The sequence below is a fragment of the Longimicrobium terrae genome (assembly GCF_014202995.1).
Taxonomy (GTDB): Bacteria; Gemmatimonadota; Gemmatimonadetes; order Longimicrobiales; family Longimicrobiaceae; genus Longimicrobium; species Longimicrobium terrae.
The window spans coordinates 282,756-297,317 of record NZ_JACHIA010000005.1; the positions used below are offsets into that span (position 1 = coordinate 282,756).

A 14,562-nucleotide genomic window follows, 5' to 3' on the forward strand; every position below is an offset into this window, starting at 1 on the left:
GGTTCAGCGCAGGCCGCCGATCTGAACCAAGCGCGGCGCGGGCGGCGTCACCATCGCGGCGCGGATCGCGGCTTCCTCGGGGTCGATCACCGCGCCGGAATCCACGTCGGCCTCCAGGATCTGCGTAATGCTTCCCGGACCGCCCGCGTCGATGGTGCGCGCCTGCTCCTTGGCGTGGTACGACGAGCGGACCAGCGGCCCGCTTTCCACGTGGCCGAAGCCCAGCTCGCGCTCGCCGATTTCCTTCCAGCGGCGGAACTCGTCGGGGTGCACCCACCGGTCCAGCGGCACGTGGTGCTCCGACGGGCGCAGGTACTGGCCCAGCGTGAGGATGTCGACCGAGGCCTCGCGCAGGTCCTTCATGGACTGGTAGATCTCGTCCTCGGTCTCGCCCATCCCCAGGATGATGGCGCTCTTGGTGAGCTGCGCCGGGTTCATCCGCTTTACCGCGCCCAGAAAGCTGATGCTGCGCCAGTAGCGCGCGCCGGGACGGATCAGCTTGGACAGCCGCTCCACCGTGTCGATGTTGTGCGCCAGGATCTCCGGGCGCGCTTCCACGACGTTGCGCAGGGCGTCCTCGTTGCCCTTGAAGTCCGGAATCAGCACCTCGACGGTGCAGCCGGGAACGCGCTCGTGAATCTGGCGGATGGTTTCGGCATAGATGGTGGAGCCGCCGTCCTTGAGCTCGTCGCGGTTCACCGAGGTGATCACCGCGTGCTCCAGCCCCATCGTCACCACCGAATCGGCCACGCGGCGCGGCTCATCCCAGTCCAGTTCGGTGGGCATCCCGTGGGCGACCGCGCAGTACTTGCAGGCGCGGGTGCAGACGTCGCCCAGGATCATGAACGTGGCCGTGCCGCTTTCCCAGCACTCGCCGATGTTGGGGCAGTGCGCTTCTTCGCAGACGGTGTGCAGCCCCTGCGACCGCATCAGCGACTGCAGGCGCAGGTAGTTGGTGCCTCCGGGCGCGCGGACCTTGAGCCACTCCGGCTTGCGCGCGCGATGGGCCACCGGCTCGCTGCCGTCGGGGCGCGGCAGGTTGACGGTGCCCTTGCTCTTTACGATCCCGTTGTCCTTGCCGGCGGGCGCGTAGCCGCGCGCGGGGACGTCGGGCGTGGAGATGCCGCTCATATGACTGCTCCGTGGGGCGAACCCCACCGTTGCACTCGGTTGGCTCCGGCCACGGCGCAACGCCGCGGGGCGGAACCGGGTTTCGCGAATGGTGCAAAGGTACGCCCCGGCGCCGCTTGGGGCAACGCCGGGGCCCATCTTTCTTGCACGTTGAGCGCGGTTCAGTCCCTTTCCGCCATCCCGCGCGGGGGCGATTCGGCCAGCAGGCGCGCGTCGTCCACATCAGCGGAACGAAGCTGGTCGATTCCGTTTGCTGCCAACCGGCGCGCGGCGGCGGCCGGGCGCGCGTCCCCGCGGTCCAGCGCCCACTGCGCGTGCGCGGCGAGGAGGGCGGCTTCCATCCCGCGCCCCAGGGTGAGCGCAAAGCGCCGCGCGCCCGCCTCCACCATCACGCGGTCCGCCACGTTCGCGCCGAGCCACGCCATTGCTCCGTGGATGGCGGACGACGCGGATTCCGCCACGGCGCGGAGCGACGGGTCGCGTACGGCCGCGGCCAGCGAGGCCGCTTCCGCCGCCAGCCGCTCCGGCGCGCCGGGCGACGACAGGGCGCGCAGCGTGTCGAGGGCGAGCACGTTGGTCGTCCCTTCCCAGATGGTGAGCACCTGGGCGTCCCGCAGCAGCATGGGGATCCCCGTGTCCTCCACGTACCCGGCGCCGCCGAACGCCTCCACCACCTCGCTGGTGACGGAAACGGACTGGCGCGCCGTGGTCAGCTTGGCGAGCGGCGTCAGCACGCGCAGCAGGGGGCGGTCCCCCTCCTCCATCACCCCCGCCTCGTCGCGGCCGAGCAGTTCGGCGACGCGAAAGGTAAGGTGCAGGGCGCCCTCGAACTCCGCCTGCAGCCCGGCGAGCGTGTCCGCGTGCAGCGGCTGGTGGATGAGGCGCGTGCCGAACGCTTCCCGCCGCGCCGCGTAGTCCCGGGCGAGGGCGATCCCGCGGCGCATGAGGGCGCAGGCGCTGACCGCGTTCCACGTGCGCGTCACGTTCAGCATGGGCGCGATGGAGCGCACGCCGCCGGAAAGCGCGCCGACGGGGATGGCGGGCACGCCGTCCAGCGTAAGCTCCGCCGTGGGCAGCTTTTTCGTCCCCAGCTTCTCCTTCAGGCGGTCGATGCGGATGTTCCGCAGCCGACCGTTGGCGTCGCGCGGCTCCAGGTAGAAGAGCGCGAGCCCAGCCCCTCCCGGCGGATTCCCCTCCGGCCGGGCGAGGGTGAGCGCCATCTGCGAGGTGGCGGCGGAGGTGAACCACTTTCGGCCATGCAGGCGCCATCCGCCGTCCGCGTCCCGCCGCGCGACGGTTTCCGAGCGGCCCACGTCGGAGCCGCCCGTGGTTTCCGTCATCCACTGGCCGCTGGTCCAGACCGCGGCGGGGTCGCGGGAGGTGAGATGGGGGACGGCGCGGGCGATCAGCTCCTCGTTTCCCGACGCGAGCAGGGCACGCGCGGCGCCGTCCGTCATCGCCAGCGGGCAGGAGTAGATGTCCGTGGAGGGCGTGAACAGGTAGGCGAGCGCGAACTGGTGGATGCGCGAGAGCGCGCCGTGCGCCCGCTCGTACGCGACGGCCACCACGCCGTGCTCGGCCGTGATGCGCTCCGCCTGCCGCCACAGGGGCGTCAGTTCGATGCGGTCCACGCGGTTGCCCCATGCATCCCACTGCGTCAGCGTGGGCTCGCTCGCCCGGTCCGCCAGCTGCGCGGGATACAGTTCGGCGGAGACGCGGCCCATCTCCCGGAGCGACGGTTCCACAGCGGCCAGGACGCCGGGCGGGAGCAGGCGCGCGAGGAGGGAGAGCAGCGCCCGGTCATCGTCGTACTGGTTGGCGAGCGCGGGCGGGGTCTGCGTGAAGGGCATGGGGCGGGTTGTGTGTCTGGGGAGGGGCGGACGCATGATCATTGATGCAGAGCCCGTGCACCGTCAAATGCCCGGGATCGCAACGAGCAGGCGCCGCCGATCTCCGTGAAAGATGCGCGGTCCATCATGGACAGCCGGGCTCACGGCCGGCTGTCAGGTTCTTCTGCCGTGACAGGCGACACCCCTCATCGGGCTCGGGTCCGCGGCCCGTCCGCCTCCGGGCTACGCGACTGTTCTTGGGCAGCCCATTCTTGTGCTGCATTTCAAAGTAACCGGAGGGGTTTCTTCTCCTGTGCAGATAGAGTCTCCAAACGGTGGATTGCCGCACTTAGCTCGGTGACAATCGCACACGACTGATCGGTAAGCTCAAGGGAGATTCTGTCTCCCAAGTGCCGATTGCGACTTCATCCGGCACAATGGAAATCTTCCGCCGTTTGCGAAGGTCTTTTGTCGGATTCCGAAGTGTACAGGCCACGGTTCCGGGCATCAGGACCGCTATTACGCGCCAGCTTACAACCTTTCAAGGGCGCGGTTATCATCGGTCTGCATCACGGCGCGGCTCCCGTCCTCCCCGGGCCGCATTCCTTCCAGACGCTTCCATGCCGCAACACTCCCGCTCCGCCCTCGCCCGCCATGCGCGGGTACTCGTTTTCGTCCCCTTCCTCTCCGCCGCGGGCTGGCTGGGCCTGCGCGAACTCGCGGCCCGTCCATCCGCACCCGCGCGACCGGCGGCGAGCGCGGGGCACGCGGCTTCATCCTCCTCCAATCCTGACAAGCTGCATGCGGCCGCGAAGCCGGGCGCCGGCGCGAGCGGGATGGCGGCTGCGTTCGCGCCGCCCACGCCGCCCGTGCCGCCCTCCCCGCTCCCCGCGCTCAGCGAGGTGGTGCGGATGGCGTACCGCCAGGTGCTGGACCGCGATGCGACGCCGGCGGAGATCACGGCGCGCGTGTCGTGGATCTCCACCGGGGGCGGAACGGTGGCGGCGCTGGTGGCGGATCTGGCGAAGTCGGCGGAGTACCAGGCGGCGTTCGTGACCGGCCACGGCGCCGATGTGGCGGTGGACTCGCTCTTCCGCCACCTGTGGGACCGTCCCGCCACCCCGGCGGAGGTGACCAAGTGGAGCCCGCGGGTCACGGCTGGCAACTACCGGCAGGTGGTGGACTCCATTCAGGCCGACTGGTACCCGGCGGAGCAGTTCGGGCGCGACGCGGTGCCCGGCCGCCCCGTGACGCACTGGGACTCGCGCGCGCCGGTGATGGTGGTGCCGGGCACGGGAACGGATGCCTCGCGCGGCCAGTGCCTGAGCGCGCCGGCCGGCCTGGACGGCGTATACGAGTGCGGCGAACTGCGGGTGGCGCACGCGCTTCCCGCCGTCCGCGTGCTGAACCGCAGCCGCGCCCCCACGCTTCTGTACGGCAGCGACCAGGCGCACCCGATCCCCACGTTCGGCGTCTACGTGACGCCGCCGACGGGGCGCGCCGCGCTGACGCAGGTGACTGTGCGCGTTCACACCGGGCGCAGCATGCCGGAGGCGGGGGTGCTGCAGGCGCAGGCTACCTGGCGGGGGAGCAACTTCACCCCGGGGCAGACCAGCCACGTCTCGCTGAGCTACAACGCGCTGGAACAGAACACGGGCGTGTACGACTACTTCCTCGTGGTTACCGCCACCTACGCGGACGGACAGACGCAGGACTGGATCCGCCGTGGACGGTTCGCCATCGTGAACCGCAGGAACAGCCCGTTCGGCCGGGGCTGGTGGCTCGCCGGGCTGGAGCAGCTGGTGCTCTCGCCCAGCAACAACGGCTACAAGGAGATCCTGTGGGTGGGCGGGGACGGGAGCACGCGCCTGTACCAGCAGGGTCCGCTGGCGCGCGACAACGGGATCTGGGTGGCCCGCAACCCGGGCGGGCGGCCGGATACGCTCCGCACCAACACCACCTACCAGGACGCGGCGTACGTGCGGCGGTTGCGCAACGGCGCCAGCATCTACTACAGCGCGGACGGCAGCCACATCGCCACCGTGGATGTGCTGGACCGGCATACGCACTTCTGGCACGACTCCGGACGGCTGCAGGCCGTGTTCACGCCCACGGGCGTGGGCTACCTGGCGCACAAGCCGCCGTTCCGCTTCTACTACGACGCGAACGGCCGCCTGAACCGCGTGACCTCGCCCGACCTGGCGGGCAACGCGGCCCGCACCGTCACGCTGGGTCCGGACGCGACGGGGCGGCAGCTGTGGATAAAGGATCCGGGCGTGCCGGCGCGGCAGTTTCAGTACGGGGAAAACACCGAGCCCGGCCGGATGACGCGGAGCATCAGCCTGCGCGGCACCACGACGCGGTACGAGTACGACTGGGGCGCGGAGCTGTCCCGCGCGACCGTGTGGATGGGCGACCCGGCCAGGGACATCGGGTACGTGTACTACAACGCGTCCACGCGCGGGCACCCCAACATGGGCCTGCCCGTCCCCGCCGCGCAGGTCATCACCACCATCGACGGGCCGCGCCAGAACGCGGCGGACACCACGCGCTTCTGGCTGGACCGCTGGGGCGGGCCGGTGGCGGCGCAGGACCCGCTTGGGGCCGTGACCACCGTCACCCGGGGGGATACCCGCTTTCCCGCGCTGCCGACGGAAACGGTGGCGCCCAACGGACTGCGCTCCACCGCGGAGTACGACGCGCGCGGCCGGGTGACGTCGACGCAGGTGATCAACCCGCTGAACGACGGGCGGAACTCGCGGACCACCGTGCTCTACGACGACACGTGGGACGCGCCGGTGCGGATCGCCCGCTATGAGGTCTCGTCGACCGGTGCCCTGACGCAGCTGGTGGGCAAGGACACCATGGCCTACGACGCGGCGACGGGGAACCGGCTGTGGCAGCAGCTGGGGAACGACGCCGGGCGCCGCGTGAACTACGGGTACTATCCCGCGGGGAGCGCCTTCGCCGGGATGCCGGCCACCGTGCGCACGCCGGCGAACGTGGAGCACGGGGTGATGGGCGACTCCATCTACTACGACGGCGTCGGGAACATGGCCTCGACGGTGAGCCCTACCAAGATCCGTACCGAGTACGTGAACGACGGCCTGGGTCGCCCGTGGATGACCACCAGCCCGGTGGACCCGGCGCACGGCCTGTTCCGCCGCGACAGCGTGGTGTATGACTCGGCGGGCCGCGTGGCGCTGACGGTCAGCCGCGGGCCGGCCATGTCCATCGCCACGACCAATCCGTCGCTCGGTGCGCCATGGACCACGCCGGAGGAGCGTCTCTACGTCGAGAACGTGTACAACACGTACGGCGAACTGACAGCCGTGCGCCGCTGGGCCGTGCCCGACACCGCGCACGTAGGTGTATTCCATACCGGGTTCGAGTACGACGCCGCCGGGCGCAAGACGGTCGAGATCGACGCCAAGGGAATGCGCGACTCGACGGTGTACGACAACGCCGGGAACGTGGTGGCCACGCGGTCGCGTCGCGGCTACCGCATCACCCTTGCCTACGACGCAGCCAACCGGCTGCGGACCCGCACCATCCCCGGAGCCGGGGTATCTCGCCGCGACACTATTCCCGCCGGCGGGCCCAATAACTTCCTGTTCCCCCGGTTCGGGACGGACGCGTCGGGGAACGCTACGGTCGCGAACGGGACGGTCGACCTGCAGGGGGATGTGGAGCGGTACTCGTACGACGTGATGGGCAACATGTTGTACGCGGCCAACCGCGACGCCATCGTGCGGCGGGGATACAATCCCAATGGTTCCATCTCGGGCGACACGCTGGTCATCGCCACGTACGCCACGCGCGACACCACGCAGCACGTGTACGGGCTGCGGTACGCCTACGACATGGCGGGGCGGCGGACGGCCCTGGTCCACCCGGCCACGCTGGCTCCCACGGGCGGGTGGACCGTCTATAACAACTACGATCCCACTACGGGCGCGCTTGCCTCGGTGCAGGATCCCGTGGGTACGCACCAGTTCGCCTACAACGTCGCGGGTGAAATGACGGGCGAACTGTACCCGAACGGAGTGACGGAAGTTTACGCGCACGACGGGGAGGGACGACTGCGCAGCAGGCGGCTGACGATCCCCGGCCCGGGGCTGGTGGATTCCGACTCCATGGTGTACGACGCCCGCGGCAAGATGGTGTTCGTGCAGCAGCAGATCGGCACCGTGCAGAACTTCTACTCGGGGCTGGGCAGCCTTGCGTGGTCGCGGATCGGAGACGGGACCTCGTACACCGAGCAGGGCTACATCCAGGACGCGCTCGGCAACACCGCGACGGAAGAAAAGTTCGACTACGCCACGCAGGACATTCCGCAGCTGCACGTGCGGAGGCGGATGTACGAAGCGGGCACGGGCCGGCTTGTCAGCGAGGCTGGGGCGCCGGGGTGGAACGCCGACAACACCGCGGTCCGTCAGGTCCGGTTTGATTCGGCGGGCAACACACGCTGGTCCAGTGACAGCCGCCTGTACGACGGCATGGTGAACACCCGCCGCAACGAGGGCAGGGTCAGCTACTACGACCCGGCCGACCGGCTGCGCGTCGTGGACATGAAGGCGTGCGCGTGGAGCACGGCATCCATTCCCCACAGCGTCTACTGGCGCTTTCCGCTGGGCGCGACGGAGATGAAGTGCTACATGCCGCGCGCGGGTGACCGGTCGGTGTACGAGGAGTACCGGTACGATGCGCTGGGGCGCCGTGTGCTGGTGCGCAGCCGTGAAATCTGCGAGATGGCGTGCCTGGACAAGGTGACGCGGACGGTGTGGGATGGAGACCGGCTGCTGTGGGAGATTCGCGCCGGGGGTGAGGATCCCGAGCGCGACGTGACCCCCGCGGGTCAGCTTCCGCCGTACCAGATCACCACCGGGCGGGTGGCGTACACGTTCGGAGCGGCGCTGGACCATCCCCTGGCGGTGCACCGGTTCGACTACCGGGACTCGCTGTTCACCCGGTACGACACCGTGCAGGCCCCGCTCAGCATGCAGCCGCTGACCATCTACCCGCACACGAACTGGCGGGGCGACTACAAGATGGGCACGTTCATCACGGGCGAGCGGCAGCGGTGCGCGCGGGTGCCCACCACGGAAGGCGACCTCGAGACAGTGGACGGTTACCAGCCGGGCGGGTCCAGCGAACAGGGCGCGCTTCCAAACGTGAACGGGATGTACTGGTACTGCTTGGCCGCGGTGCAGTGGTCCGGCAGCCACATCTGGCTGGACAACAGCCAGAGGGGCACGCCGCCCGGCAACCCGGACTTCTGGGTGGGGAGCCTGGTGCACAACAAGCGGGACCTGACGGGAAACCTGTACATGCGGAACAGGTACTACGATGCGCAGGCGGGCCGCTTCAGCCAGGAAGACCCCATCGGCCTCGCGGGCGGGCTGAACGCGTACGGGTTCGCGGCGGGGGACCCGGTCAGCTACTCTGATCCGTATGGCTTGAGCGTGGATTCAATCAAGGTTCAAGGTCGAATTGCACAAATGAACATCACCTACCTGAGGAATCACTCGCGCGCGTTCAGACGCCTTTATGATGAACTCGATGCAGATCCTAAGGTTCGTATTCTGATTCGCGAGGCGAGGAATGAGGAGGAGGATCAAATTGGAAGAAACTCATTCAGCCCGCCAACTCAACCGGGTGGATGGTCCGAAATATTCCTGAGCCGTTCTTTCACTGAACAAGCGAATTACGACAACGCCAGATTGGGGCGCGACTGGCGATACAATTGGGCAGCTACTCTAGGGCACGAACTGGGGCATGCTGGGGGGTACTACGGAAAGTTGGACGCGAGCTGTGGAGCCGACCCGAACCCGGGCGGAACGGGCTGTATCATAGACTTTGAGAACACGGTCCGCTCGCAACTTCCGTCCGTTATGCGAGCGTGGCTAGGGGTTCGGCAATATTACTGATCTCAGTTCCAGAGTTGCGGAGACCGTGGTGATGAATCTTCTTCGAGCAATGCGAATGGTCGGTGTACCGCTCTGTCTGGCAAGCGCTTGCCGCAGCGCCGATCCGGTATTCTGGCAAGCGGGTGAAATCTACCGGTTGACTCTCGTTGCGAGGGAGCGGCCAGATCTCAGCCCCAGCGCGAGAAAGTACCATGGCACGTTGCGGGATACACTTGTTCTTTTGTTGAGAGTAGATTCTGTCTCCGATTCTGGTGCACTCGGCGTCTACAGTGGTCAGTTGCGTGGATTCGGAGTGCGAATAGGTGCTCCTACGCCTGCTGGCAGGGAGTTCCAGGCGTCCGGCGACAGTGTGCTTATCATGGAACTTGCCCCTCGTGTAACTGATGGCGGACTTAGCTTGAGGGGAGAAGTACATGAAGGATCGATTGCGGGGAACTGGTCCACGGAATCGGTTCCACAGGCGACAGGAGTATTCACGATAACAAAGCAGTAAAAGGCTCGGTTGCGGGATGCGATGTTGCTGGTCTTTTCGTTGTTGTCCGGAGCCGGACGGGCAAACTTCGAGGTTGAGGCTGTTCAGTGAGCCGAGGCCAAGGCTGTCACTGGAGATCTCTCTTTCGGCGGACCCGGTCTCCGAGTGACTCTGCCAGTATCTACGCTGCAGTACTCCGGCGGTACGGGGCGGGTTCATCCCGGTTCGACAACCAGCCCGGGCCGTGGCGGTGCAAGTGGAGAGGAAACCAGGCGGGCTCGCTGCTCCCGGAGTTCGTGACTTTCCTCTGAGTTGGCGGGTGGGGAACACGTTGGTTTTCATCCCGGCCCGGGGCGGCGACCCGCTCCGCGCGAACCGGCTCGCCAAGCCGCACACAATCGGCCCCCGTCATCGCTCGTGTACCCGGCTGACGCGTCACACCGGCACCTCCACGCGCGAGACGACCGGGGCCAGCCGCTCCGCACTGAGCGCCCGCAGCGCCAGGTCCACCCGCTGCCAGCCCACCGGCCCGGTGACGGCCACCCGCCGGTCCCCGTCCGCCAGCACGGCGGTGGACACGATCCCCGCCCGGCTCAGCGTGCGCTCCAGGATGCCTCCGGCCGCCTGCGTGCGCGCGACGCTGAGCGCCCAGCGGTGCTCGCGCGTGTCGGCAACGGAGAGGGGCGCGACCGGGGCGGGGCGGGGAAGGCGGCCGGCGCCCCGCACCAGATCCGCCAGCAGCGAACTCGCCGTCGGTGATCCGCCCGCGCCGGGGCCGCTGAGCGCCACGCCGCCGTTGGCCCGGCTCTCGATCACCACCACGTTCTCCTCGCCGCGCGTGCGGCCCAGCGCACCGGCGGAGGGAACGATCACCGGCTCCACCGCCGCCACCACGCCCGCCTCCGTCTGCACCGCTTCGGCGACGAGGCGCGGCGCGCCGCCCAGCAGCCGCGCGTCGGCCGCCAGCCGCTCCGGGTCGGGGTCGATGCCGCGGCGGCGCAGGACCAGCGCGTCGGGGCGGATGCCGAACGCCAGCCATCCCAGGATGCGCAGCTTGTCCGCCGCGTCCTCGCCGGACAGGTCGCGCGCGGGGTTGGCCTCCGCGAATCCGCGCGCCTGCGCGTCCGCCAGGGCATCCGCGTACCGCCATCCCTCGTCCAGCCGGGTGAGGATGAAGTTGGTGGTCCCGTTCAGCACGCCGCGGATGCGCGCGATCCCCGTAAGCCCCAGTGAGTCGCGGAGCGCGCGAATGACGGGAATTCCGCCCGCGACGGCGCTCTCGAAGTCGATGCGCGTGCGGTGCCGGCGCGCCAGCTCCGCCAGTTCCGGCCCGTGCGCGGCGATCAGCGCCTTGTTTGCCGTCACCAGCCGCCGCCCGCGGCCCAGCGTCGTCCGCGCGATGCGCAGCGCGGGATCCAGCCCGCCGATCGCCTCGACGACGACGTCCGCGTCCTCCGCCAGAAACGCGTCCAGGTCCGTGGTCAGCAGCGCGGGGTCCAGCTCCGATGGACGGGGCCGGCCCGCGTGGGCCACCAGGACGCGGACCAGCCGCACCCGCACGCCGTGCCGCGCCCGGATCTCCCCTGCGCCCTGGTGAAGCAGGCGCACCAGCTCGCCGCCCACGGTGCCGCAGCCGGCCAGCGCCACGCGCAGCGTCCGCGGTTCGCGCGGCGGTGGCGTCAAACGGACCGGCGCGCCGTCAATCTCCAGCAGGGTGCTCATCGTCTTGCTCCTTGGGCGGCGCGTGTGCGCCTGCGAGTGCGTCGGCCAGAATGCGCCCGGCCTGCTCCGGTTCCAGCAGAAAGGCGTCATGCCCGTGGATCGAGTGGATCTCGCGGTACGCGGCGCCGGACGCATTCGTCCACGCCCGCACGTCCGCGGCGCCGTACAGCAGGTCGCCGGGGATGCCGACGCCCACGAGCCTGTCCGCAAGCGGATGGAGCGCCGCGCGAATTCCGCCACGGCCGCGCCCCACGTCGTGCGAGTCCATCGCGTGCGTCAGCGCCACGTAGCTGCCGATGTCAAAGCGGCCGCGCAGCTTGCGTCCGTGGTGCTCCAGGTACGAGGCGATGGACCAGCGCCCGTCCTCCTCCGTCCCGCGCGCAAAGCGGATCTCCTGCTCCTCCGCCGTGCGGTACGTCATCATCCCGATCATCCGGGCGATCTCCAGCCCGCGCTCGCCGCCCGCCGCAATCGCCTGCCGCTGGATGTGATTCCACGCGATGGCGGATGCCGTGTGCGCGGCCGGCGCGGCAAAGATGACTGCGGCGCGCGGGATCGACGGGTGTTCCGCCATCCACTCCAGCGCCACCATTCCGCCCAGCGACCCGCCGGCGACGAGCGCGACGGAGCCGATCCCCAGTTCTTCGATCAATCGATGGATCAGCCGCGCCTGATCGCGCGTGGTGACGCGCGGAAGCGCCTCCCTGCCCGGCTCGGACGGACCCGTGGTTCCGTAGCAGGAGCCGAGCAGGTTGGTACACAGCACGGCGTACCGGTCCGTGTCGATGGGCAGCCCGGGGCCGATGGTTCCGCGCCACCAGTCGCCCGCGGCGTCGGCGGAGCCGGTGAGTGCGTGGATCACGAGGACCAGGTTGTCGCGCGCGGCGTTCAACTCGCCGTCCAGGTGGTACGCCTGCCGCACGTCGCGCAGGACCTCGCCGCTTTCCAGCGTGAACTCGGGAACGTGCTGCGTGCGAAGCTGGCGATCGGTCACGCGGCCTCCGAAAGCGCGGCGGCGGGGCGGATTCGGGTTCCCCCGCGGCCGGAAAGCGGCGCCCACCACGCGTAGACGCGCAACGGAACGCGGTCCGCCAGCGCCCGGCGCGCGGCTTCGGGATGGACGACACGCGCCCCCGCCTCGGCGAGAACGACGAGGGCGAGCGGATCGATTTCCGCCAGCGCGCGGGCATCCGCATCCGTCCGCGGATCCTGGTCGTGCACCGCGGAAACGTCGGTGATGATGTGGCACTCCGCGCCCAGCGCCGCCGCGATCGCGACCGCGGACGTGTCTGATCCGCCGCGCCCCAGCGTCAGCGTTTCCCCATCCGCCCGCGCGCCCTGAAAGCCGCTGACCACGGGGACGACGCCGGATTCCAGGAGGGCGAGGAGCGGTCCCTCATCGACCCGCTCGATGCGGCCGCCGCAGAACTCGCCTGCGGCGCGCACCCCCGCCTCACCGCCGCGCAGGCTGCGCGCGGGGACGCCGAGCCCCGCCAGCGCCGCGGCCAGCAGCGCCGCGCTCAGGTCCTCGCCCGTGGCGAGCGCGCGATCCGCCTCGCGCGCGTCCGGCCGCCCGCCGGGAGCGACGGCGGACAGCCGGCGGACCAGCAGGTCCGTCGTCCGCCCCGCCGCGCTCACGACCACCACGGGCCGCCGTCCGCGCGACACGTGCGCCGCGATGCGCGCCGCCGCCCGGCGCACGCGCCCGGCCGAGCCGAGCGACGTGCCGCCGAACTTCAGGACGATGATCCGCCCGCTCACAAGCCGACGGCGGCGCGCAGGGCCGCATCCAGATCCGCGATCAGGTCCACCTCGTCCTCGATGCCCACGGACAAACGGATCAGGTCCGCCGTCACCCCCGCTGCCTCGCGCTCCACCGGCTCCAGCTGCTCGTGCGTGGTGCTCCAGGGGTGGATGATCAGGCTCTTGGCGTCACCCACGTTGGCCACGAGGGAAAAGAGCTTGCTGGCCTCGATCACCTTCTTGGCCGCGTCCTCCCCGCCCAGCACGCCAAAGGTCAGCACCCCACCGAATCCGCCATCCAGGTACTTCTTCGCCGTCTCGTGCGTGGGGTGGCTTTCCAGCCCGGGATAGCTGACCCACGTCACCGCCGGGTGCCCCTCCAGAAAGCGGGCGACGGCGAGCGCGTTGTCGCTGTGACGGCGGATTCGGAGATGCAGCGTCTCCAGCCCCTGGAGGAAGAGGAAGGAGTTGAAGGGCGACACCGCCGCGCCGATGTCGCGCAGCAGCAGCACGCGCAGGCGGATGGCGTAGGCGATGTTGCCGAACGTGGGCGCGAAGCTGAGGCCGTGGTAGGCGGGTTCCGGATCGACGTAGAACCCGCGGAACCGCTCGCTGGCGGCGTAGTCGAACGTCCCGCCGTCAATCACCACGCCGCCGATGGCCGTTCCGTGCCCGCCGATCCACTTGGTGGCGGAGTGGACCACGACGTCCGCGCCGTGCTCCAGCGGGCGGGCCAGGAAGGGCGTGCCGAAGGTGTTGTCTACCACCAGCGGAACGCCGGCCGCGTGCGCCACGTCGGCGATGGCGCGAAAGTCGGGGACCTCCAGCTTGGGGTTGCCGATGGTCTCCACGTAGACCGCTTTCGTGGTCTCGTCGATGGCGTCGGCGAACGCCTGCGGATCGTTTCCATCCACGAAGCGCGTGGTGATGCCCAGCCGCCCAAGCGTGTACTTGAGGAGCGTAAAGGTGCCGCCGTACAGCGCGGATGAGGCGACGATGCTGTCGCCGGCCTGCGCCAGGTTGAGCAGGGCCAGCGTCTGCGCGCTCTGGCCGCTGCTGGTGGCCACCGCCGCCACGCCGCCCTCGAGTTCCGCGATGCGGCGCTCGAACACGTCGGTGGTGGGGTTCATGATGCGCGTGTAGATGTTGCCGAACTCCTTGAGGCCAAAGAGGCTGGCCGCGTGGTCCGGGCTGTTGAACACGTACGACGTCGTCGCGTAGATCGGCACGGCGCGCGCGTTCGTGGCGGGATCGGCCAGTTCCTGCGCGGAGTGCACGGCGCGGGTGCCCAGGCCCAGCTTGCGTTCGGTTTCGCTGATGATGCTCATGATTCGGTGCTCCTGGCGTGGTGATGCGATGGACGAAAAAAAGCCCGGCCCTCTCCGTGGGGAGAGGGCCGGGCGGGGTTCAGATTGGCGGAGGCTGGCTCCGGCGATCCGTTCGCGCTATCCGTGCGACCTGCGTGCACGTGCGCGCCCGTCCGTCTCTCCCGTGGGGAGGACGCACTGACACATCATGCACATGCACATCAGGGAAGCGGCGCGGATCGCCATCGTCGTGTTCTGCTCGTCTGTGGTGGGCGGATGATTCCGCCCGCTGGTTCTACTATGGCCCGGAGCTCCGGGCCCTGTCAACCCGCGTGATCACGGGCCCTGCACGATACTCCCCCGCGTACCTCCGCGTACCTCCGCGACCTCCGCGTGAGATGCAGTTCCAGAGTCAGCGGCCCGCGCCC

Annotated in this window: 7 protein-coding genes; 1 reads left to right on the plus strand and 6 read right to left on the minus strand. The window is 69.5% G+C overall.

Translation table 11 applies throughout. From position 1 onward, the window contains the following. Positions 1 to 3: 3 nt before the first annotated feature. Positions 4 to 1,131 carry a lipoyl synthase gene (gene lipA, locus HNQ61_RS11340; RefSeq protein WP_170034578.1) on the minus strand — a complete coding sequence of 376 codons (1,128 nt, stop codon included), beginning with the start codon at positions 1,129 to 1,131 and terminating at the stop codon, positions 4 to 6. Positions 1,132 to 1,292: 161 nt separating this feature from the next. Further along, the gene (locus HNQ61_RS11345; protein ID WP_170034580.1) at positions 1,293 to 2,981 is read right to left on the minus strand and encodes an acyl-CoA dehydrogenase family protein; all 1,689 of its coding nucleotides are present in this window, start codon (positions 2,979 to 2,981) and stop codon (positions 1,293 to 1,295) included. Between the two features lie 599 nt (positions 2,982 to 3,580). Between HNQ61_RS11345 and HNQ61_RS11350 the strand changes: the two genes are divergently transcribed. Beyond that, the gene (locus HNQ61_RS11350) at positions 3,581 to 8,890 is read left to right on the plus strand and encodes an RHS repeat-associated core domain-containing protein (RefSeq protein WP_170034582.1); all 5,310 of its coding nucleotides are present in this window, start codon (positions 3,581 to 3,583) and stop codon (positions 8,888 to 8,890) included. A gap of 907 nt (positions 8,891 to 9,797) precedes the next feature. On the opposite strand, the gene HNQ61_RS11355 is transcribed toward HNQ61_RS11350, so the two are convergent. The 4 genes from HNQ61_RS11355 to HNQ61_RS11370 are packed head-to-tail and all read right to left on the minus strand — an operon-like array spanning position 9,798 to position 14,155. Beyond that, positions 9,798 to 11,084: a homoserine dehydrogenase gene (locus HNQ61_RS11355; protein WP_170034584.1), complete on the minus strand. Its 1,287-nt coding sequence runs from the start codon at positions 11,082 to 11,084 to the stop codon at positions 9,798 to 9,800. Next, positions 11,062 to 12,078 (minus strand): alpha/beta fold hydrolase, encoded by a 1,017-nt coding sequence (locus HNQ61_RS11360; protein WP_170034586.1) that lies wholly within the window; start codon positions 12,076 to 12,078, stop codon positions 11,062 to 11,064. The genes HNQ61_RS11355 and HNQ61_RS11360 overlap by 23 nt, the downstream gene beginning before the upstream one ends. After that, the gene (locus tag HNQ61_RS11365; protein ID WP_170034588.1) at positions 12,075 to 12,845 is read right to left on the minus strand and encodes an amino acid kinase family protein; all 771 of its coding nucleotides are present in this window, start codon (positions 12,843 to 12,845) and stop codon (positions 12,075 to 12,077) included. Before HNQ61_RS11365 ends, HNQ61_RS11360 begins: the two co-directional genes overlap by 4 nt. Next, positions 12,842 to 14,155: an O-acetylhomoserine aminocarboxypropyltransferase/cysteine synthase family protein gene (locus HNQ61_RS11370; protein ID WP_170034590.1), complete on the minus strand. Its 1,314-nt coding sequence runs from the start codon at positions 14,153 to 14,155 to the stop codon at positions 12,842 to 12,844. Before HNQ61_RS11370 ends, HNQ61_RS11365 begins: the two co-directional genes overlap by 4 nt. Positions 14,156 to 14,562: the final 407 nt, after the last annotated feature.

Excerpts from the sequence above, each read along its gene's own strand:
- lipA (WP_170034578.1), bottom strand. The coding sequence starts at position 1,131 with ATGAGCGGCATCTCCACGCCCGACGTCCCCGCGCGCGGCTACGCGCCC.
- HNQ61_RS11345 (WP_170034580.1), bottom strand. The coding sequence starts at position 2,981 with ATGCCCTTCACGCAGACCCCGCCCGCGCTCGCCAACCAGTACGACGAT.
- HNQ61_RS11350 (WP_170034582.1), top strand. The coding sequence starts at position 3,581 with ATGCCGCAACACTCCCGCTCCGCCCTCGCCCGCCATGCGCGGGTACTC.
- HNQ61_RS11355 (WP_170034584.1), bottom strand. The coding sequence starts at position 11,084 with ATGAGCACCCTGCTGGAGATTGACGGCGCGCCGGTCCGTTTGACGCCA.
- HNQ61_RS11370 (WP_170034590.1), bottom strand. The coding sequence starts at position 14,155 with ATGAGCATCATCAGCGAAACCGAACGCAAGCTGGGCCTGGGCACCCGC.